We start from the raw sequence: 18525 nt of genomic DNA on the forward strand, positions 1-18525 counted from the left end.
CGAGCGGGTGCCGCGGCAGGTGCGGACGCAGCCGCCGGGGCGGCCGTGCTCGCGACGGGCGGGGGGTCGGCCACGACGGCGGTGCCGTGCGTGGCTGCGGTGCGGCGCGCCTGGATGGCCGGCGTGATCGGGGCCTCCCAGGCGAGGTCGCGGTGGTCCTCGAGGCGGACGTCGACCAGACGTCCATCGAGCTGGACGCGGAAGGTGTCGGCCCCCAGCGCCTCGACGTCGACCACCTTGGCGGTGTCGTTGACGGTGATGGTGTAGCGGCGCATGGCCTTACCTCCGGGTGAAGGGGTTGTTCTGGATCGCGCGCCCGACCGACAGCCACCGGCTCGCGAAGAGCTGGCTGCCAGGGGCATGCGCGCGGGTTTCGGGCGCCGCCTTGCGGCGCCGGGTCTCGGCGTGGGTGATCACGGCGACGGTGATCGCGGCGACCTGGTCCTCGTCGAGTCCGTCGGCCACGATGTGCACGGTGGGCGCCGGGGACGCGACCTCGGCCACGGCGACGGGGTCAGGGGCGGCCTCGATCTCAGGCTCCTCGACTGCCCCGCCTGGCTGGCGATCCAGGCGTCCGATCAGCATGAGCACGCCCATCAGCAGGATCAGGAGCAGGAACACCACCCCCATGCCCACGACCATCATCATCAATCCCCATTGGAGATCTTCGAATGTCACGACTGTGCCCCTTATACCGGGAAGAGGCCGTGCTTCTTGGGGATGGACTGCGTCACCTTGGTGCGCAGCACCTCCAGGGCACGGATGAGGCGGGCACGGGTCTCGCGAGGCTCGATGACCTCGTCGATCTGGCCGACGTCGGCGGCCTGATAAGGATTGAAGAACTTCTCCTTGTAGTCGGCGATGAACCGCGCCTCCTCGGCGGCGGGATCCTCGGCCGCCTCGATGGCCTTGCGGTTGAGCAGCCGCGCGGCGCCCTCGGCCCCCATGACGGCGATCTGGGCGCTGGGCCATGCGAACGCGACGTCGTTGTTCATCTGCTTGGAGCTCATCGCGACGTAGGAGCCGCCCATGGCCTTGCGGGTCACCAGCGAGATCTGCGGAACGGTCGCTTGGCAGTAGGCGTAGATGATCTTGGCGCCGTGCCGGATGACCCCGTTGTACTCCTGCTCGACGCCGGGCAGGTAGCCGGGGCAGTCGACCAGGGTGATGAGCGGGATGTTGAACTGGTCGCACAGGGTGATGTGGCGGGCGATCTTGTCGCTGGCGTTGATGTCGAGGCACCCCGACATGACGAGCGGCTGGTTGGCGATGAAGCCGACGCTGTTGCCGTCGAGCCGCGCGAAGCCGACCACCGCGTTAGCCGCCCACTCCTTGTGGAGTTCGAAGACGGAGTCGTGGTCGAAGACCATGTTCAGCACATCGCGCATGTCGTAGGCGAGGCCATCGTCGTCGGGGACGATGCTGTTGAGCGCGTCGTCCATCCGGTCGGCCGGGTCGTAGGGCTCCAGCTGCGGCGGGTCCTCGGTGTTGTTCTGCGGCAGGTAGCTCAGCAGGGCCTTCGCCATCGAGAGCGCTTCCTGCTCCGTTTGGGCCATCACCTGCGCGACGCCGGAGGTGCCGTTGTGCACCAGCGCACCGCCCAGTTCTTCGGCCGAGACGTCCTCGCCGGTCACGGTCTTGATGATGTCGGGGCCGGTCAGGAACATGTTGGACGTGCCCTCGACCATGATCGTGACGTCGGTCAGCGCAGGGCTGTAGACGGCACCGCCCGCGCACGGGCCGAGGATCAGCGAGATCTGCGGGATGACGCCGGACGCCTTGACGTTGCGGACGAACACCTCGCCGTAGGCCGCCAGCGAACGGACGCCCTCCTGGACGCGCGCGCCGCCGGAGTCGTTGAGCCCGATCAGCGGAATGCCTGCCTGGATGGCCAGGTCCTGGATCCGGGAGATCTTGTTGGACTGCACCTCGGAGAAGGAGCCGCCGAGCACGGTGAAGTCCTGGGCGAACACGGCAACCCGGCGGCCCTGGATCTTTCCGAAACCGGTGATGATGCCGTCGCCGGGGAACCGGTGCTGGTCCATCCCGAAGTCGGTGTTGTGGTGGGTCGCCAGAGCGCCCAGCTCCTGGAAGGACGCCTCGTCGAGCAGCACGGAGAGCCGCTCACGGGCGGTGAGCTTCCCCTTCGCGTGTTGCGCTTCGATGCGTTTGGGGCCCCCGCCTTCCAGTGCCTTTCGTCTCTTTTCGCGCAGCGTTGCCAGATGGTCACTCATCGGTCAGCCTCGTCCGTTGTGTGGTGTGTGGTGGGTCCCGGTGATCCGGGTAACTACTACACAACGTAGCGTTGGGTGCCTGATGGCGCACTCAATGCAACAAAGGTGGCCAATGTTGTCGTGACAGGGACAAAGGCCTGGTTGGCGCCACTTACAACAGCCAGTTGGTGAGGATGCTGGCCAGCAGGATGCCGGAGGCTGTGAGGGCGCAGGCCAGTTCCACGGCCATGCCGATGCCGACGGACTTCAGGGCCACCCAACTGCTCGCGGTGGCCTCACGGGTGTCGCGGACGCGGACGTATTCGGCCAGCCACAGGCCAGCGATGAAGCCGATCGGCAGCCCGAGGAACGGGATGACGAACAGGCCGACCACTCCGCAGACGAGGCCGATCACGACAGACCGCTGCGGGATCTGGCGTTCCTTCAGCCGCTTCCCGGTCAGGACGTATTGGGACGCGAACCCGATCACCAGCAGCACGGCTCCCACGCCGAAGGCGACCCACCCCCAGGAGGAGGGGCCGAACCACGCCCACACCAGCAGGGCGGCCAGAACAGAGGCGGACCCGGGCAGCACCGGCACCACCACGCCGCAGACGCCGACGATGGCCAGGGCGATGCCCAGCAGGGCAAGCAGTGTGTCCGTCACGCGTCCAGGGTAGCCATCGGCTCACAGCGGCCCCACAGTGGCTGCACACCCGCGGTCCAGCCCAGGCGCGTCCACTCGAGGCATGACCGTTATCGACGCTCTCCCCGCTCCGCCCGGCGCCTTGTCCCGGCAGCGGCGTCATGATCGCACTCTTCTCCTGCAGCGCATCAGCCTGGCGGTACTGCTGCTGGCCACCGCCGTCCTCTACATCTGGGGGCTCAGCGCGTCCGGCTGGGCCAACTCGTTCTATTCCGCCGCCGCACAGGCGGGTGGCCAAGACTGGAAGGCCTGGTTCTTCGGCAGCCTCGACTCGGGCAACTCGATCACCGTCGACAAGCCCCCGGCGTCCCTGTGGGTGATGGGCCTGTCGGTGCGACTGTTCGGGTTGAGTTCCTGGTCGATCCTCGTCCCCCAGGCCATCATGGGCGTCCTGACCGCCTGGCTGGTGTTCGCCACGACCCGGCGGGCGCTGCGCACCTGGACTCCCGGCTCGGGACGTCCCCTGAGCAGCTGGTCGGTCCACAACCTGGCGCTGTTCGGAGCGGCCGCCTTCGCGCTGACTCCCGTCGCGGTCTTGATGTTTCGGTTCAACAATCCCGACGCCCTCTTGATGCTGCTGCTCACCGCGGCCACGTATTGCGTGGTGCGCGCCACCGAGACGGCGTCACGACGGTGGATGGTGTGGGCGGGGATCGCCATCGGCTTCGCCTTCCTCACCAAGACGCTGCAAGCCTTCCTCATCCTGCCGCCCCTGGCGCTGGCCTACCTGATCATGGCACCCGCGTCGTGGCGCAAGCGCGTCGTGGACCTCCTGGCCGCCGCTGCGGCGCTGGCGGTCTCGGCAGGCTGGTACATCGCGGTGTTCACCTTGACGCCGGCCTCGATGCGTCCCTACATGGGGGGGTCGCAGACCAACTCGTTCCTGGAGTTGGCCTTCGGCTACAACGGGCTGGGGCGCCTCACCGGTGACGAGGTGGGATCCGTCGGGGGCGGCAACGGGGGAACCTGGGGATCGATCGGCATCCTGCGGTTGTTCACGGGGGTGTCGGGAGGCATGGTCGCCTGGCTGATCCCCGCGGCGCTGGTGTTGGCCGTCGTGGGGGTGGTCCTTCTCGGTCGGCGGATGCAGGACGGCTCCGCACAGGTGAGGGGTGCCCTGATCGCCTCGGGGGGCTCGCTGCTGGTGACGGGGCTGGTGTTCAGCTTCATGGCCGGCATCTATCACGACTACTACACCGTCGCCTTGACGCCCTTCATCGGGATCACGCTGGCGCTGGGGGCGGGGGTCGCCTGGGCCCATCGGGAGCGGGCCTGGGTGCGCGGTGCGCTGGCGGTGGCTGCCGTGGCCACGGGGGCGTTGGCGGTGGCCTACACCAGCCAGGCCGGCGGCGTGTACGCGGTGGTCGGCTGGGTCAGTCTCGGGATGCTGGTGCTGGCCGCGCTGGGGTTCGTCTTCGGCCCGCGGCTGGCCGTCGGGTTCACGCGGGCCGCGGTGGCGCTCAGCATGATCGGCGCGCTGCTGTCGCCCGCCTCCTACGCGCTGCAGACGGCCGCGACCGCGCACACGGGATCGATTGTCACCGCGGGTCCCGTCACCAGCAGCATGGGAGGCCGGGGCGGCGGAGGCATGGCCGACGGCGGACAGCGCGGCCAGGGCAACGGCACCGGCGGGACGCCTCCGGGCGACACCGCGCCCGGAGGGACCGGGCAGGGGGCACCCCCCCAGGGTGGCACGACGCAGGGTGGCACCGCCCAGAACGGCCCCGGGAGCCAGGGCGGCGGCCCCGGCGGCACCTCCCAGGGGAGCACCCAGGGTGGGTCCACCACCGATGGCCGGACCGGCGGCGCCGGCATGGGCGGGCTCCTGACCGGGACCGACGTCAGTGACGAACTCAAGGCGGCGCTCACGTCCGCGTCGTCGGACTACACGTGGGTCGCGGCCACCATCGGCTCCCAGAACGCGGCCAGCTACCAGCTGGCGACCAACCTGCCCGTGATGGCGATCGGCGGTTTCAACGGCTCGGATCCCTCGCCGACGCTGGAGCAGTTCCAGGCCTATGTCGCACAGGGCAAGATCCACTACTTCATCGGCGGTGAGATGGGGGGCCGGCAAAACGGTGGCAGCGAGGCGGCGTCCGACATCGTCGCCTGGGTCGAGGCCAACTATGAGGCCACCACGATCGGCAGCACGACCGTCTACGACCTGAGTGGGACGTGAGCGCCATGACCGCGCTCGCACCGCTTCACCCCTCGGGTCGCCCGGGGTTGCCCAAGACCGCATCGGTGGAGATCGTCGTCCCGGTCTACAACGAGGAACGCGACCTGGTGTCGTCCGTGCGCCGGCTCGACACCGCCCTGGCCGACGCCTTCCCGTGGACCTACACCATCACGATCGCCGACAACGCCAGCACCGACGAGACCTGGGACCTGGCTCGGCGGGTGGCCGCCGAACTACCGCGGGTGCGTGCGGTCCACCTGGATCAGAAGGGACGGGGGCGGGCGCTGAAGCAGGTCTGGCTTGCCTCCGACGCCGACGTCGTCGCCTACATGGACGTGGACCTGTCCACGGACTTGGCGGCGTTGGCCCCGCTGGTGGCTCCCCTGATCAGCGGACACAGCGATGTCGCGATCGGTACCCGTCTCACCCGGGCTTCCCGGGTGAGACGAGGGGCGCTGCGGGAGTTCACCTCCCGGTCCTACAACCTGATCCTGCGCAGCACCCTCGGCGCCCGGTTCAGCGACGCCCAGTGCGGTTTCAAGGCCGTCCGCACGTCGGTGGCCCGCAAGTTGCTGCCGCTGGTCGAGGACACCAACTGGTTCTTCGACACCGAGTTGCTCATGCTCGCCCAGCGGTCGGGGCTGCGCATCGCCGAGGTGCCGGTCGACTGGGTCGACGATCCTGACTCGACCGTGGACATCGTCGCGACGGCGAGGGAGGACCTGCGGGGGGTGTGGCGGCTGACCCGGGGCTTCGCCTCAGGCCGGATCCCCGTGCGGGCGCTGCGTGCCGAGCTGGGACGTGATGCTCATGAGGAGCCTGGCGTCCCGGCGGGCCTGTTCGGTCAACTGGTGCGGTTCGGCGTGGTGGGGGTGGCCAGCACCCTGGCCTACTTCGTGCTGTATCTGCTGCTTCGAGGCCCGCTGGGCGCTCAGGCGGCCAACCTGATGACCCTGGTCGCCACCGCGATCGCCAACACCGCGGCCAACCGGGCGTTCACGTTCAAGGTGTCGGGGCGGGAGCGGCTGTGGCGTGACCATCTCGGCGGACTGGCCGCGTTCCTGGTCGCACTCGGGCTGACGAGCGGCTCGTTGTGGGCGTTGCACACCTGGGCTCCGGCGACGGGACGCTGGGTGGAGGTGGTCGTGTTGGTGGTCGCCAACGCGGCGGCGACCCTGCTGCGGTTCCTCACCCTGCGTGGGTTGATGGGTCGCCGAGCCCGGACCGGCACTGGGGAGGAAGCCGCCGCCGAGGTAGCGTCGAGTACCTCGGCGGCCGGACCACGGCCCTAGGCCGGGGGACGCGGCGTGGCCGCACCCTCGACGCCGTGCCGCACATCCGGAAAGGACGACCCCATGACCACCGAGGACCGAATCCACGACGCCATCACTGCGGCGGTCGGCGAGGAGCGACGCCTGCGCGACCAGCTCGCGGAAGGCCGGATCACCACCCAGGCCGAACACGAGCGCATCGCCGAGTTGGAGGTGCAACTGGACCGGCTGTGGGATCTGCTGCGCCGCCGTCAGGCGGATCGCGAGTTCCATCAGGACCCGGCGCAGGAGCGCCTGCGTCCCGCGACGGTGGTCGAGGACTACCTCGACTGAGGGCGTGCCGCGCCCAGGCTCTCCCCCAGCACCCAGGCCAGCGCCCACATGATGCCGACGGCCACTGCGGAATAGGTGACCGCGATGGTGGCGTCGATGCCGTTGGTCTGGGTCGGGGCGAGCCCGGCGTTGGTGATGAGGATCCCGAGCGCCAGCTCGAGCACCAGCAGCCCCGCAGCCAGCCCGGCGGGCAGCCGACCCACGCCGCGCCGCTGGGCCACGAGCACCACGAGGACGATCAGCACGATCGCGGTGACGGCCAGCGCGATCCGCAGCACCTGGAGCGCGGGGAAGCGGTCGATGTCATGAACCTCCCACAGCGGCCAACTCAGGCAGCGGGTGAAGGAGGCCACGCCGTCTGCGGTGGTTCCCGCCACGATGCTGCCCAGCAGGTGCATGACGATCAGGACGCCCAGCGCCCCCGCGGCCAGCCGCGACAGCAGGAGTGGCCGGGGTCGGGACGGGGCGAACCTGGCCGCCCCTGGGCGCAGCGCCGCGTCGGTGACCGCGATCAGCACCATCGCGATCAACGCGAAGGCGAGGTCGAGCAGGCTCAGCCCGAGCGGGAGGGTGAACAAGATGATCATCATGCCGAAGACCGCCGAGCCGATGGCGCACAGCAGCGCCACCCAGGGCAGGATGCGAACCCGGGGGTCAGCGTGGCGGCGTCCCATCCAGCCGGAGACCCCGAGCAGGACCAGGGCGGCGAAGCTGATGGCGCGGTGAACGAACTCGATGACCGGGTTCTCCAGCCAGCCCGCCTGGATGACCGGCCCCACCTGATTGGCGTAGCACACCGGCCAGGCCGGGCATGCGGAACTCGAGTCCGTCGCGCACACCATGCCCCCCAGAGCCACGGTGACGACGATGAAGATGTTGGCCCAGCGCGTGACGCGCCTGTGGCGGGTGGAGGGCACGGGAACCTCTCTGCCGGTGTGGTTTGTCCCCATCCAACCACCAACGAGCGCTTGTCAGGCGGCTATCGCGAATTCGTCGTCGGCCGGGCACCTGAGGAGTCGCGCACCGTGAGAGTGGGCTCGATCAGGACGCGGCCCACCGGGGTGTGCCCGCCCTCGATGTCGCGGATCAGCGTCTCGATCGCCAGGCCGCCCAGCCGCTCGTAGGGCTGCCGCACGGTGGTCAGTGGCGGATCGAGCGCCACGGCCACGTCCGCGTCGTCGAATCCCACCACCGCCACGTCCTCCGGCACGCGGCGCCCCCGCCGACGCAGGGACCGGAACACCCCCGGTACGGCGGAGTCCGTCTCGCACACCACCGCGTCCAACCGAACGCCGGATGCCACGAGCGCGTCGAAGGGCGGGTGCAGCGGGGCCCCCCGGTCGAGTGCGGCCTCGTCGCGGACGATCATGCGCACCTCAGGCGGGAGCCCGGCGGACGCCAGGGCTGATCGGTAGCCGGCGACCCTGAGTCGTTGATAATGGGCGTCCCCGGCGGACCCCACATACGCGATGTGACGTCGCCCTCGGTCGAGCAGGTGCTGCGTCGCCTGTTCCATCCCGGCCTGACTGTCGACCGCGAAGGTGGGCACCATGACGTCGTGGGAGAGGCTGTCGATGGCCACGACGGGCAGCCGAAGCGACTCGGCGGCCGCGACCATGCCCCGATCCCCCGCCGAGCCGAAGATGAGGACGCCTTCGGTCGGCACATCCACCAGCCGGGCGATGAGGTGTGCGGCATCGCCACCTTGCCCGGGACGGGCGAGGACCGGCTGAACGAAGGCCAGGTAGCCCTGCTCGCGCGCCGCGGCGTCGGCGGCGCGGACCGCTGGCTCCCACCAGCCCCACAGCCCTTCAGGAACGAGAATGCTCACCGCGTGGAAGTCGCGGCTGCGGAACGCCCGCGCGGCCACCGACGGCCGGTAGCCCAGTTCGTCGGCAACCTGCCGGACCGCGGCCCGGGTGGTGTCGCTGACGTCGCGATGCTTCCGCACCGCCAGGGCTCGGGAGGCGGTCGCGATGCCCACCCCCGCCGCGCGGGCGACATCCGCCAGGGTCACCTTGGCCATGGTTGCCCCCTTCTTGACCGACTCCGCACCCAGGCTTAGCGTAGTCACGAGCGACCGGAAACGTTACCGGTAGCGTTTTCGGACCGCCTTCCCCGCGAAGGCCAGAAGAGAGGGACTCCGCCATGGCCGTGCTCGGCGTACAGATGATGATGCTCAAGGACAAGGTCTCCACCCTCGGGATGTACCCGGTCCTGCAGCGCATCGCAGACCTCGGCATCACGGCCGTGGAGGTCTCGCAGATCCCCATGGACGAGGAGAACACGGCCGCCCTGCGACGCGGCATCGACCGCCTCGGCCTCGACGTGGGAGCGCTGTCGGTGATGCTCGAGCCCGGCTCGGCCACCCCGGGAGACAACCTTCGTGATCACTTCGACAAGATCGTGGCCGACTGCCACCGACTCGAGACCCGCTTCGTGCGCATCGGCATGGTGCCCATGGCCGCCATGGCCTCGAAGGAGGCCTGCATCGCATGGGCACGCGAATGCGAGGACGCCGCGCGGCGTCTGGCCGCCGAAGGCATCACGCTGTGCTACCACAACCACCACATCGACCTGTCCCGCTTCGACGGGGAGCGGATCTTCGATCTCGTCCGCCGGGTCGCGCCCTCCCTCCAGTTCGAGGTCGACCTCTTCTGGGTGCAACGCGGCGGCATGGCGCCGCTCGACATGCTCAAGGAGTACGCGGGCGTGTGCCAACTCATCCACGTCAAGGACTACCGCGTAGCGTCCGTGCCGCAGAAGGCCCTCGAGATGCTGGCACGCGGAGATGCCGCAGGAAGCTATGCAGCCTTCCTCGACACCATCCAGTTCGCCGAGGTCGGGTCCGGGAACATGAACTGGCCAGAGCTTCTGCCCGCGGCAAACGCGGCCGGCGCGGAGTACTTCTTCATCGAACAAGACGACACCTATGGTCGCGACCCGTTCGATTGCATCGCCGACTCCCGGGCCTACCTGGCCTCCCTCGGCTACTAGACCCGGGGTACCGCGCTCAGGCGAGCGAGATCAGATCGGAGTACTCCGGGCTCCACAGGTCCTCGTCGCCGTCGGGAAGGAGAAGGACCCGGTCGGGCTGGAGAGCGTCGACGGCGCCCTCGTCGTGGGTGACCAGGACGACGGCTCCCGCATAGGTGCGGATCGCGTCGAGGACCTCCGCCCGGGACGCCGGATCCAGGTTGTTGGTCGGCTCGTCCAACAGCAGCACGTTGGCCGCGCTCACCACCAGCATCGCCAGCGCCAGCCTGGTCTTCTCACCGCCGGAGAGCACCTTGGCCGGCTTGTCGACGTCGTCTCCCGTGAACAGGAACGAACCAAGGATCTTGCGAACCTGGGTGTCGTCCAGGTTCGGCGACGCCGAGACCATGTTGTCCAGCACCGAGCGGCCCACATCGATCGTCTCGTGCTCCTGGGCGTAATAGCCGAGCTTGAGGCCATGCCCGGGGAGGACCCTCCCCGTGTCGGGCTCCTCCAGCCCCGCGAGGATGCGCAGCAGCGTCGTCTTGCCGGCACCGTTGAGACCGAGCACGACCACGTTCGCGCCCCGATCGATGGCCAGATCGACGCCCGTGAAGACCTCCAGGCTGCCGTAGCTCTTCGACAACCCCTCGGCGGTCAGCGGCACCCGGCCACTCGGAGCGGGATCGGGGAACCGGATCTTCGCCACGCGGTCGGCGGCACGCTGCCCCTCGGTGGCGGACAGCAGGCGCTCGGCGCGCCGGGCCATGTTCTGGGCAGCGACCGCCTTGGTGGCCTTGGCCCCCAGCTTCTCGGCCTGCTCCAGCAGGCGCGCCGCCTTCTTCTCGGCGTTGGCGCGCTCGCGACGACGGCGCTTCTCGTCGGTCTCGCGCTGAACCAGGTACTTCTTCCAGTCGAGGTTGTACTGATCCATCTCGGCGCGATTGGCGTCCAGGTGGTAGACCTTCGTGACCACGGCGTCCAGCAGGCCGGTGTCATGGCTGATCACGAGGATGCCGCCCGGGTAGGAGGCCAAGAAGCCTCGCAGCCACGTGATCGAGTCGGCGTCCAGGTGGTTGGTGGGCTCGTCGAGCAGGAGGGTGTCGGCTCCCGAGAAGAGGATGCGCGCCAGTTCGACCCGGCGGCGCTGACCACCCGACAGCGTCCGCACGGCCTGGGCCAGCACCCGATCGGGAAGCCCGAGGTTCGCCGAGATCCGGGACGCCTCCGACTCGGCCGCGTATCCGCCCGCCGCGGCCAACTCGGCCTCCGCGCGGCTGTAGCGGCGCATGGCGTCGTCGCGGGCCTCGTCCTCGGAGGCGTCGGCGATGGCCTGCGAGGTCGTGGCCAGCCGCTGCAGAATGCCGTCGAGGCCGCGGGCGGACAGGATCCGGTCGCGAGCCGTCTGCTCCGGGTCGCCGGTCCGCGGGTCCTGGGGCAGATAGCCCAGCAGGCCGGAATTCGTCACCTGCCCGGAGGCGGGCGCGCCCTCCCCGGCCAGGATCTTCGTCAAGGTGGTCTTGCCGGCCCCGTTCCGTCCGACCAGCCCGATGCGGTCACCGGAGGCGATCTGGAAACTAGTGGGCTCCAGCAGGGTGCGGGCGCCGACGGCCACGGACACATCGCGCGCAACAATCACGGGGGACCACTCTACCCGTCCTCACCGGGAGGCTTGCGCACGAGCGCCTAGGCTGGTCGCTATGGCACAGCCCAGCGAGCCGACCGCCACGTCACGCCCCCCACGCGTCATCATTCCTGCGGTCACCACCATTTTGTTGACGTTGACGGGGGGCGTTCGTCGTCCTGTTCGGGATGCACGAGTACGCCGACATCCTCGGTCCGCTCGTGCTGACGCTCAACCTGTTCATCGCGGCCTACCCCATCCAGACGTTCCTGATGCGGCGAGGCGTCCCGCGCGTCCTCGCCCAGGTGGTCTTGGCCATCGTGGTGTTCGCGATCCTGCTCACGTTCTTCTACGCGCTGGTGTGGTCGATCACGTCGCTGGTCCAGGAGTTGCCGCAGTATCAGCGCCAGTTCTGGAACCTCTATCACCAGTGCGTCTCGCTCCTGGGACAGTTCGGGGTGTCCGAGCAACAGGTGCTCGATCAGGTGAAGACGATCAACCCCGCGAACTTCGCGGGCGTCCTGACCAGCGCGGTCGGCAGCGTGACGAACATCATCACCTTGCTCACCGTCATCATCGTGATGATCTTCATGATGGCGTTCGACACCGACGCCTTCGGCGAGCGCAACGAGTCGCTGCAGCGTTACCAGCCGCGCATCTGGCACTCGATCGCCGACTTCATCGCGGGCGTCCGCCGGTACTGGGTGGTGAGTTCGGTGTTCGGCCTGATCGTGGCGGTCATCGACGTGGTGGCGCTGGAACTGCTCAACGTCCCGCTCGCGCTGGTGTGGGGCATCCTCGCGTTCCTGACCAACTACATCCCCAACGTCGGCTTCGTGATCGGCCTGGTGCCTCCAGCGATCATGGCCCTGCTCGCCAACGATCCGCTCACTGCCTTGCTGGTGGTGATCATCTACTCGGTGGTCAACTTCGTGATCCAGTCGATCATCCAGCCCAAGTTCAACGGCGACGCGGTCGGCGTCACCGCCTTGGTGTCGTTCCTGTCGTTGCTGCTGTGGAGTTCGGTGATGGGCGCCCTGGGAGCGCTACTGGCCCTGCCCATGACGCTGCTGGCCAAGGCATTGCTGGTCGACCACGACCCGCAGATGCGCTGGCTCAACGCGTTCATTTCCAATGACCCCGCGATGGCCGACCCCCGCGTCCCCGCAGTCGAGGAGCACCCGGCTCGCACCGCGCGCCCCGACGAGCCCACCGTTCCCGCCGAGCCGACCGTTCCCACCGAGGAGGGGCCCGCCGAGAAGGGGCCCGCCGAGGAGGGGCCGGACGCCCCACCGACCGGTTCGCACTGATCGCAAGGCCCAAAGGGGCCCAAATCGGCCCGACACTGCTGGGCCCCCGAGCCCATTGAAGGCGCAACTATCGAGAGTTACCCTCCCGATATGCGGATCTCCGAACTCTCACGGCTGAGCGGAGTGAGCACCGCCTCCATCAAGTACTACGTGCGGGCGGGGCTCCTCCACGAGGGAGTCCGGGAGGGCTACAACCACACCGAGTACGCCGCCACCCACCTGGAACGCCTGCGGCTCATCCGGGTGCTGCTCGACGAGGGGGGCCTGACGGTCGTCAAGGCCCGCGCGGTGCTGGCGGCGATCGACACCCCCGACGCCACCCTCCTGGAGGTCATGGAGGTCGCCCAGCGGGCGCTACCCACCTCGCATCAGCCTGCGTCCGCCTGGGCGCTCGCGACGATCGAGGAGGCGTGCAGCGAGCACGACTGGATCGTGGAAGAGGGAAACGCGGGGCTCGCCATCGTCGCGCAGGTGCTTGACGCCTTGAACGAGCTGGGACGCCTCGACCTGTTGTCCCTGCTGCCGGCCTACGCCGACGCGGCCGACGCCGTCGCCCGCGCTGACGTCCAGGCCATCGCCCCTGTGAGGGATCGGGCCGCCACCGCCAGCATGGTGGTGATCGGGACGGTCCTAGGCGACCGCGCCCTCCAGGGACTGCGGCGGATCGCCCAGGGCAACTACGTCCGCCGCTCGGCCGAGCAGCCCTGACTCAGAGGTTGTAGCCGATGGCCCGCAACTGCTCGCGGCCGTCGTCGGTGATGTTGTCCAGCGTCCACGGCGGCAGCCACACCCAGTTGATCGTCACTGAGTTGACCAGCGGCCCCAGCGCCACCTGGGTGTCGTACTCCAGGCGGTCCGTCAGCGGGCAGGTCGGCGACGTGAGCGTCATGTCGATCGTGGCGTTGTTCTCCTCGTCGACGGCGATGCCGTACACCAGGCCCAGATCGACGACGTTGACCATCAGCTCGGGATCGACCACGTCACGCATGGCCTCTTCCAGATCCTCGAGGGCCGCGACATCCGCCGACAGCGGGCCGCTGGCGTCGGGGAAGGTGTCCTTCACCAGATCGGAGGGACGGGGAGAGTCGGTCATGCTTCCTCCTGCTGTTGCGTGGTGGTGGCCAGCGCCTGCGCGGCGGCGTCCTTCCAGGCCGACCAGCCCAACAGCGCGCACTTCACGCGCGCCGGGAACTGGGACACTCCGAGGAAGGCGATGCCGTCCTCCAGCACGTCCTCATCAGGGACGGCCTTGCCTTGGCTGTGCATCATCTCGTGGAACTCGTGCTCGATGGCGAGCGCCTCGTCGACGGTGCGCCCGATCACCAGATCCGTCATCACCGATGTCGCCGCCTGCGAGATCGAGCAGCCCTCGGCGTCGTAGCTGACGTCGGTGACCCGATCCCCGTCCAGGTGCACGCGCAGCGTGATCTCGTCGCCACAACTCGGGTTGACGTGACTGACCTCGGCCTCGTAGGGCTCCCGCAGACCCGCGTGATGCTTCTGCTTGTAGTGGTCCAGGATGATCTCCTGATACATCTGTTCGACGCTCATCAGTGCCTCCCGAAGAAGTCGCGGGTGTAATCCAAGGCGTCGACCAGCTGGTCGACCTCCTCGGGGGTTGAATACACCGAGAACGATGCCCGGGTGGACGCCTGGATCCCCAGCCGCTTGTGCAGCGGACGCGCGCAGTGATGCCCGCCACGGACGGCCACGCCCCGACTGTCCAGCATCTGCATGATGTCGTGCGGGTGGATCGCGAAACCGTCCGCGCTGGTGAGCGTGAACGAGATCGCCCCGCCCCGATCGACCGGTTCGGTCGGCCCCAGGACGCGCACGCCCGCCGCGTTCACGAGACGGTCCAGGGCATAACCCGTGATCGCTGACTCGTGCGCGGCCACCACGTCCATCCCGATCGCCGACAGGTAGTCCACGGCCGCGCCCAAGCCGACGGCCTGGGCAATCGGAGGGGTCCCCGCCTCGAAGCGGGCCGGGGGCGGCGCGTAGGTGGAGCGCTCCATGGTGACGACCTCGATCATCTCACCCCCGCCGAGGAACGGCGGCAGGGAGGCGAGCAGGTCGTAGCGACCCCACAGGACGCCGATCCCGGTGGGGCCGAGCATCTTGTGGCCGGTGAACGCGACCAGGTCCGCGCCGGTGGCGGGCAGGTCGACGCCGAACTGCGGCACCGCCTGCGAGGCATCCAGCACCGCGATGGCACCCACGGCATGGGCGCGGGAGACCAGCTCGGTCACCGGGTTGACCGTGCCCAGCACGTTGGAGACCCACGCCACCGACACGATCTTCGTCGCCTCGTTGATGAGCCCCTCCGCGTCGGCCTTCGCCACGTCCAGGCGGCCTTCCTCGGTGACATCGAACCAACGGAGAGTGGCGCCTGTGCGCTGGCACAGCAACTGCCAGGGAACGATGTTGGAGTGGTGTTCCAGCACCGAGACGACGATCTCGTCGCCGGGGCCGATGCGCAGGTGCTGGCCGAGAGTGTGCGCGGCAAGGTTCAGCGCCTCGGAGGCGTTCTTGGTGAAGATGATCTCTTCGGGACGCGTCGCCTGCACGAAGGTCGCCACCTTGTTGCGGCCGCCCTCGAAACCGGCGGTCGCCTCGGCACCGAGAGTGTGCATGGCGCGCGCCACGTTGCCGTTGTGCTCGGCGTAATGCTCCGCGATGGCATCGATGACCGCCCGCGGCTTCTGCGAGGTGTTCGCCGAATCGAGGTAGGCCAGGGGCTCGTCGCCGACCCGCCGGGCCAGGATCGGAAAGTCCGACCTGACCCGAGCGGGCAGCAGCGTCGCGTCGGCTCGATCAGGCATGCGTCCGTGCCGCGGCGATGTAGGAGTCGTAGCCGGTCTCCTCCAGCTTGTCGGCGAGTTCCGGGCCGCCTGCGGCGACGACGCGGCCATCGACGTACACGTGGACGAAATCGGGCTTGATGTAGTTCAGGATCCGCGTGTAGTGCGTGATCAGCAGCACGCCGCGGTCACCCTGGGCGGTGTAGCGGTTGACGCCGTCGGCGACGACGCGCAGCGCGTCGATGTCCAGGCCGGAGTCCGTCTCGTCGAGGATCGCGTACTTCGGGTTCAGCAACTGCAACTGCACGATCTCGGCGCGCTTCTTCTCACCACCGGAGAAGCCCTCGTTCAGGGAGCGGGAGGTGAAGCTCTCGTCCAGGCCGAGTTCCTGCATGGCGGCGTTGACTTCCTTGACCCAGGTGCGGACCTTCGGAGCCTCGCCGTCGATGGCCGTCTTGGCGGTGCGCAGGAAGTTAGCGGTGGAGACGCCGGGCACCTCGACCGGGTATTGCATCGCGAGGAAGAGACCGGCGCGGGCGCGCTCGTCGACGGTGAGGTCGTTGATCGAGGCGCCGTCCAGTTCCACGGTGCCCGCGGTGATGTGGTACTTCGGATGACCGGCGAGGCTGTAGGCCAGCGTCGACTTGCCGGAGCCGTTGGGGCCCATGATCGCGTGGACCTCGCCCGGGTTGATGGTGAGATCCACGCCCTTGAGGATCTCCTTGGGGCCGTCCTCGGTCTCGACGTCGACGTGCAGGCCGGAAATAACGAGCGACATGGTGGTTCAGGACTCCTGTGTAATCGGGTTGTCGAGGTCGACGTAGACGTCGTCTCCCTCGATCTTGACGGGGAAAACGGGGACGGACTGCGTGGCGGGCAGATCAAGCGCCTCACCCGTACGCAGATCGAAACGGCTGCCGTGGGCGACGCATTCGAGGGTGCAGTCCTCGACGTCTCCTAGGCTCAGCATCACGTCGCGGTGGCTGCAGCGATCCTGGATCGCGAACACCTCCCCTTCGGTGGAGACAAGGGCGATCAGCTCGCCGTCGACATCCACCGAGAACGGCAGGTCTTCCTCCAGTTCAGCAACCGGGCAGGCGACGGTCCAGCTCACTCGGCCTCCTGGACGTGCTTGGCGGTGCCGACGGTCTCGGCGAGCTCCCGCTCCACCTCGGCGATCAGCCGCTCTTCGAGATCGTCGATGCCGATGCGCCGGATGATCTCGACGAAGAAGCCCATCACCACGAGACGCTTCGCCTCGTCGGGGTCAATTCCCCGGCTGGTGAGGTAGAACAGCTGCTCGTCGTCGAACCGGCCTGTGGTCGAGGAGTGGCCGGCCCCGATGATCTCGCCGGTCTCGATCTCCAGGTTCGGCACGGAGTCGGCGCGCGCCCCCTCGGTGAGCACCAGGTTCTTGTTGGTCTCATACGTCTCGATGTTCTCGGCGATCTTCCGGATCAAGACGTCCCCGACCCACACCGTGTGGGCGTCTTGCCCTTGCAGCGCACCTCGATAGTCGACGTGGCTGTAGGTGTCGGGCGCGTTGTGGTCGACGAACATCCGGTGCTCGATGTGCTGGCCCGCGTCGGCGAAGTACACCCCGTACAGTTCCGCCCGCCCGCCGGGGCCCTCGTAGTAGACGTTGGTGTGCAGGCGGGTGACGTTGCCCCCGAAGCTGACGTTGACGTGTCGGTAGCTCGCATCGCGGCCCACGCGGGCGGTGTGCTCGCCGCCGTGCAGCGTGTCATCGGCCCAGTCCTGCAGCGAGACCACGGTGAGGCTGGCTCCCGGGCGGACGTCGATCTCGACGTTCTCCAGCACCTGCGCGGACCCGGTGTGCCGCAGCACCACCGTCGCCTTGGAGTGCGGCTCGGCGACCAGGACGGTCACCAGGTTGGCCCGCCCTTGGGCGTCCTCCCCGTGGAGATCGATGAAGACCGGCTCGGTGAGCTCCAGGTCCGCCGGGATGCGGACGTAGCGGGCCGAGGCCACGTCGGAGTCGGCCAATGCGGCCAGGCGATCCCCCGGCACCAGGACGGTGCCGCGCGGGGACTGGCGGGCGGCCAGCTCCCCGACCTCGACGCCCTCGGGGGCATTGATGGCCACGGTGAGCACGCCGGTATCGGGCGCCGCCTCGAGCAGCGCCTTGATGCGGCGCAGCGGAGTGAATCGCCAGACCTCCTCCCGGCCGGTGGGCACCGGGTGGTCGGCCAGATCGAAGCTGGGCTTCGGATGCAGGTGTGATTCGACGGTCTCGATCGCCTGGGCGACGTTGGGAACTTCAGTCACGGTCACGGTGTTCGTATCCTCCCCGCGGGCGTCAGCCCACGGCTCCTTCCATCTGCAGTTCGATCAAGCGGTTCAGCTCGAGCGCGTACTCCATCGGCAGCTCGCGGGCGATGGGCTCGACGAAGCCGCGGACGATCATCGCCATCGCCTCGTCCTCACCCATGCCGCGCTGCATCAGGTAGAAGAGCTGGTCTTCGGACACCTTCGAGACGGTCGCCTCGTGGGCCATGGAGACGTCGTCCACCTGAACATCGACGTAGGGGTAGGTGTCCGACCGGCTCACCGTGTCCACCAGCAACGCGTCACACTTGACGCTGGACGCGCTGTGATGGGCCTGCGGCTGCACCTCGACCAGGCCCCGGTACGCGGCCCGGCCACCGGCACGCGCCACCGACTTGGAGATGATCGAGCTGGAGGTGTGCGGCGCGGCGTGCACCATCTTCGAGCCGGTGTCCTGGTGCTGCCCCTCGCCCGCGAAGGCGATGGAGAGAGTCTCCCCCTTGGCATGCTCGCCCAGCAGCCACACGGCCGGGTACTTCATCGTCACCTTGGAACCGATGTTCCCATCGATCCACTCCATCGTCGCCCCGGCCTCGCAGGTCGCCCGCTTGGTGACGAGGTTGAACACGTTGTTGGACCAGTTCTGGATCGTCGTGTACCGGACGCGGGCGCCCTTCTTGACGATGATCTCGACGACGGCCGAGTGCAGCGAGTCCGACTTGTAGATCGGGGCGGTGCAGCCCTCGACGTAGTGGACGTAGGAGTCCTCGTCGGCGATGATCAGCGTCCGCTCGAACTGGCCCATGTTCTCGGTGTTGAT

General features: G+C 68.5%; 19 protein-coding genes and 1 pseudogene. 6 read left to right on the forward strand and 14 right to left on the reverse strand.

The window, feature by feature from the left end; translation table 11 throughout:
- The 4 genes and pseudogenes from V7E09_RS08685 to V7E09_RS08700 all read right to left on the reverse strand — a co-directional run.
- Positions 1 to 275 (reverse strand): annotated as a pseudogene (locus V7E09_RS08685) (hypothetical protein); the annotation flags it as partial.
- Between the two features lie 4 nt (positions 276 to 279).
- On the reverse strand, positions 280 to 678 hold the full coding sequence (locus V7E09_RS08690; protein ID WP_324510378.1) for an OadG family transporter subunit: 399 nt from the start codon (positions 676 to 678) through the stop codon (positions 280 to 282).
- 11 nt (positions 679 to 689) lie between these two features.
- Positions 690 to 2234 carry an acyl-CoA carboxylase subunit beta gene (locus V7E09_RS08695; protein ID WP_324510379.1) on the reverse strand — a complete coding sequence of 515 codons (1545 nt, stop codon included), beginning with the start codon at positions 2232 to 2234 and terminating at the stop codon, positions 690 to 692.
- Positions 2235 to 2385: 151 nt separating this feature from the next.
- Entirely contained in the window at positions 2386 to 2880 is a 495-nt protein-coding gene (locus tag V7E09_RS08700) for a DUF456 domain-containing protein (RefSeq protein WP_324510380.1), read from the reverse strand.
- An 82-nt stretch (positions 2881 to 2962) separates the two neighbouring features.
- Between V7E09_RS08700 and V7E09_RS08705 the strand changes: the two genes are divergently transcribed.
- The 3 genes from V7E09_RS08705 to V7E09_RS08715 all read left to right on the forward strand — a co-directional run bounded on the left by V7E09_RS08705 (position 2963) and on the right by V7E09_RS08715 (position 6702).
- Positions 2963 to 5098 (forward strand): ArnT family glycosyltransferase, encoded by a 2136-nt coding sequence (locus V7E09_RS08705; RefSeq protein ID WP_324523269.1) that lies wholly within the window; start codon positions 2963 to 2965, stop codon positions 5096 to 5098.
- A 5-nt stretch (positions 5099 to 5103) separates the two neighbouring features.
- The gene (locus V7E09_RS08710) at positions 5104 to 6390 is read left to right on the forward strand and encodes a glycosyltransferase (RefSeq protein ID WP_324523270.1); all 1287 of its coding nucleotides are present in this window, start codon (positions 5104 to 5106) and stop codon (positions 6388 to 6390) included.
- A gap of 63 nt (positions 6391 to 6453) precedes the next feature.
- Positions 6454 to 6702 (forward strand): DUF2630 family protein, encoded by a 249-nt coding sequence (locus tag V7E09_RS08715; protein WP_324510383.1) that lies wholly within the window; start codon positions 6454 to 6456, stop codon positions 6700 to 6702.
- Here V7E09_RS08715 and V7E09_RS08720 read toward each other — a convergent pair.
- Both V7E09_RS08720 and V7E09_RS08725 read right to left on the reverse strand, forming a co-directional pair.
- Entirely contained in the window at positions 6690 to 7619 is a 930-nt protein-coding gene (locus tag V7E09_RS08720; protein WP_324510384.1) for a hypothetical protein, read from the reverse strand. The two genes, V7E09_RS08715 and V7E09_RS08720, sit on opposite strands and share 13 nt — an antisense overlap.
- A 62-nt stretch (positions 7620 to 7681) precedes the next feature.
- The gene (locus V7E09_RS08725) at positions 7682 to 8728 is read right to left on the reverse strand and encodes a LacI family DNA-binding transcriptional regulator (protein ID WP_324510385.1); all 1047 of its coding nucleotides are present in this window, start codon (positions 8726 to 8728) and stop codon (positions 7682 to 7684) included.
- Between the two features lie 122 nt (positions 8729 to 8850).
- Between V7E09_RS08725 and V7E09_RS08730 the strand changes: the two genes are divergently transcribed.
- Positions 8851 to 9699, forward strand: coding sequence for a sugar phosphate isomerase/epimerase family protein (locus V7E09_RS08730; protein WP_324510386.1), 849 nt, complete (start codon positions 8851 to 8853; stop codon positions 9697 to 9699).
- 16 nt (positions 9700 to 9715) lie between these two features.
- On the opposite strand, the gene V7E09_RS08735 is transcribed toward V7E09_RS08730, so the two are convergent.
- Positions 9716 to 11317, reverse strand: a complete 1602-nt coding sequence (locus tag V7E09_RS08735; RefSeq protein WP_324510387.1) for an ABC-F family ATP-binding cassette domain-containing protein — start codon at positions 11315 to 11317, stop codon at positions 9716 to 9718.
- Between the two features lie 173 nt (positions 11318 to 11490).
- Here V7E09_RS08735 and V7E09_RS08740 point away from each other — a divergent pair, with 173 nt between their 5' ends.
- Positions 11491 to 12612 (forward strand): AI-2E family transporter, encoded by a 1122-nt coding sequence (locus V7E09_RS08740; protein WP_442956859.1) that lies wholly within the window; start codon positions 11491 to 11493, stop codon positions 12610 to 12612.
- 90 nt (positions 12613 to 12702) lie between these two features.
- On the forward strand, positions 12703 to 13320 hold the full coding sequence (locus V7E09_RS08745; RefSeq protein ID WP_324510388.1) for a MerR family transcriptional regulator: 618 nt from the start codon (positions 12703 to 12705) through the stop codon (positions 13318 to 13320).
- A 1-nt stretch (position 13321) separates the two neighbouring features.
- Here the strand turns inward: V7E09_RS08745 and V7E09_RS08750 are convergent, their stop codons facing one another.
- The 7 genes from V7E09_RS08750 to sufB form a co-directional block, all read right to left on the reverse strand.
- Entirely contained in the window at positions 13322 to 13705 is a 384-nt protein-coding gene (locus V7E09_RS08750; RefSeq protein ID WP_324510389.1) for a metal-sulfur cluster assembly factor, read from the reverse strand.
- On the reverse strand, positions 13702 to 14163 hold the full coding sequence (gene sufU / locus V7E09_RS08755; protein ID WP_324510390.1) for a Fe-S cluster assembly sulfur transfer protein SufU: 462 nt from the start codon (positions 14161 to 14163) through the stop codon (positions 13702 to 13704). The genes V7E09_RS08750 and sufU overlap by 4 nt, the downstream gene beginning before the upstream one ends.
- On the reverse strand, positions 14163 to 15437 hold the full coding sequence (locus V7E09_RS08760; protein ID WP_324510391.1) for a SufS family cysteine desulfurase: 1275 nt from the start codon (positions 15435 to 15437) through the stop codon (positions 14163 to 14165). The genes sufU and V7E09_RS08760 overlap by 1 nt, the downstream gene beginning before the upstream one ends.
- Positions 15430 to 16194, reverse strand: a complete 765-nt coding sequence (gene sufC, locus V7E09_RS08765) for a Fe-S cluster assembly ATPase SufC (RefSeq protein WP_324510392.1) — start codon at positions 16192 to 16194, stop codon at positions 15430 to 15432. The genes V7E09_RS08760 and sufC overlap by 8 nt, the downstream gene beginning before the upstream one ends.
- A 6-nt stretch (positions 16195 to 16200) precedes the next feature.
- Positions 16201 to 16530 (reverse strand): Rieske (2Fe-2S) protein, encoded by a 330-nt coding sequence (locus V7E09_RS08770; RefSeq protein ID WP_324523271.1) that lies wholly within the window; start codon positions 16528 to 16530, stop codon positions 16201 to 16203.
- A complete protein-coding gene (gene sufD, locus V7E09_RS08775; protein ID WP_324510394.1) occupies positions 16527 to 17711 on the reverse strand; it encodes a Fe-S cluster assembly protein SufD in 1185 nt (394 codons plus the stop codon). The genes V7E09_RS08770 and sufD overlap by 4 nt, the downstream gene beginning before the upstream one ends.
- A 25-nt stretch (positions 17712 to 17736) precedes the next feature.
- A partial coding sequence (gene sufB / locus V7E09_RS08780; protein WP_324523272.1) for a Fe-S cluster assembly protein SufB occupies positions 17737 to 18525 on the reverse strand: 789 nt, incomplete at its 5' end.

The organism is Propioniciclava sp. (genome assembly GCF_036744435.1).
Classification (GTDB): Bacteria; Actinomycetota; Actinomycetes; order Propionibacteriales; family Propionibacteriaceae; genus Propioniciclava.